The organism is Bradyrhizobium sp. (assembly GCF_049581145.1).
GTDB lineage: Bacteria > Pseudomonadota > Alphaproteobacteria > Rhizobiales > Xanthobacteraceae > Bradyrhizobium.
In genome coordinates, this window is the sequence record NZ_JBAURI010000330.1 from 1 (window position 1) to 2,105 (window position 2,105).

The 2,105-nt window shown below is 60.9% G+C and carries 2 protein-coding genes; one reads left to right on the plus strand and one right to left on the minus strand.

The window, feature by feature from the left end:
* The coding region (locus WCB02_RS10910) for a transporter substrate-binding protein (RefSeq protein ID WP_423958144.1) at window positions 1–485 on the minus strand (485 nt) is incomplete at its 3' end.
* A 550-nt stretch (window positions 486–1,035) separates the two neighbouring features.
* On the opposite strand from WCB02_RS10910, the gene WCB02_RS10915 reads away from it, so the two are divergent.
* The coding region (locus tag WCB02_RS10915; RefSeq protein WP_423958146.1) for a DEAD/DEAH box helicase at window positions 1,036–2,105 on the plus strand (1,070 nt) is incomplete at its 3' end.

The window sequence follows — 2,105 nt, forward strand, 5'->3', positions numbered from 1 at the left end:
GCCTGCTGGTTCGGCGCGGCACCGGTGTAGAACACGTTGCGCTCGCTCTCCTCGCCCTCATACTGGACGGGATAGAACAGGATGTTGTTCAGCTCCTTGAACACCGGCAGCACGGACTTGCGCGAGACCGAGGTCCAGCATCCGAACACCACGCTCACCTTGTCCTTGGTGATGAGTTCGCGGGCCTTTTCCGCAAACAGCGGCCAATTCGACGCTGGGTCGACGACGACGGCCTCGAGCTTCTTGCCGAGCACGCCGCCCTTCTTGTTCTGCTCCTCGATCAGCATCAGCATGACGTCCTTCAGCGTGGTCTCGCTGATCGCCATGGTGCCGGAGAGCGAATGAAGAATACCGATCTTGATAGTATCGTCGTCCGCTTTCGCCGACCGGAAGCCGGCCACGCCAAGAACGAGGCCTGCGGCGGCGGTCAGCCAGCGGCGGCGGCTGAGGGGCGTTGCTATGTTTTCAGTCAAATTGGTAAGCATGCGATATCATCTCCCTGACGCAGACGTTTAGACGCGGCCGAAACGGCCCCACGACCGCCTGCGTTTACCGGATCGCAAGAACCGTGCCAGGGCGGCAAATCACGGTAAGATGATGGAATAATTGAGGAATCTTTCTGCTTGGGTCATAGAAAGCTCAAAATTTAGGCAACAAAACTGTATGCCAAAGCGGCAATCCGCGTATTCTATGTGCAAAATCGCAAGAATGACTAGATTTTCAGCATCTGATTTCCGCACTGCAATGCCGTCCGACATGCCGAGTGGCGCTCGCCACCAAATATTACCGTACAACGCCGGGGCGCCGGCGTCCGTCGTGCAATTCACCTTGAAAGCGCCGTGTTCATGCTCCATATGAAGTGCGAGACTTCGGGGATTTCATCGGGTCATCGCGAGCCGCGTGTTCTTGAGCCCTTGGCATGGGCTTCTGGCTTGCCCCTTTTCAGCTAACCAAAACCGACGCCCCAAACACGCGGGTGTCTCAGAGACACTCCGCCCGCGCCGGCATCCATGCCGGAGCGCTCATTGCTTTTATATGGAAAGAACCAAGCTTTTGACCTCCTTTCAGGATTTCGGCCTCGCCGATCCCATCTCGCGTGCACTCAAGGAAGAAAATTACCTCACGCCGACGCCGATTCAGGCACAAACCATTCCGCTGGCGCTGGCCGGTCGCGACATCGTCGGCATCGCCCAGACCGGCACCGGCAAGACCGCAGCCTTCGCGCTTCCGATCCTCCATCGGATTCTGGAGCACCGCATCAGGCCGCAGCCCAAGAGCTGCCGCGTATTGGTGTTGAGCCCGACCCGCGAACTGTCCGGACAGATTCTCGACAGCTTCAACGCCTATGGCCGCCACATGCGACTGACGGCAGCGCTGGCGATCGGCGGCGTGCCGATGGGACGCCAGGTCCGCTCGGTCATGCAGGGCGTCGAAGTCATGGTGGCCACGCCCGGCCGCCTGCTCGATCTCGTGCAGAGCAATGGCCTCAAGCTCAACCAGGTCGAATTCCTCGTGCTCGACGAGGCCGATCGCATGCTGGACATGGGCTTCATCAACGACATCCGGAAGATCGTCGGCAAATTGCCGATCAAGCGCCAGACCCTGTTCTTCTCGGCAACCATGCCCAAGGACATCGCCGATCTCGCCGAGCAGATGCTGCGCGATCCCATGCACGTCGCGGTGACTCCGGTCGCCTCGACGGTCGAGCGGATCGCCCAGCGCATCATCCAGGTCGATCATTCGGCCAAGCCCACGCTGTTGGCGCAGCTCCTCAAGCAGGAGCCGGTCGATCGCGCGTTGATCTTTACCCGCACCAAGCACGGCGCCGACAAGGTGGTGAAGGGTCTCGAAAGGGCCGGGATCGCGGCCAGCGCCATCCATGGCAACAAGTCGCAGAATCAGCGCGAGCGCGTGCTGGCGGCATTCCGCTCCGGCGAGATCCGCACACTGGTCGCCACCGACATTGCCGCCCGCGGCATCGACGTCGACGGCATCAGCCATGTCGTGAACTTTGATCTACCCACCGTGCCGGAAACCTACGTCCATCGCATCGGCCGCACCGCCCGCGCGGGCGCCGAGGGCATTGCGATTTCGCTGGTGGCGGG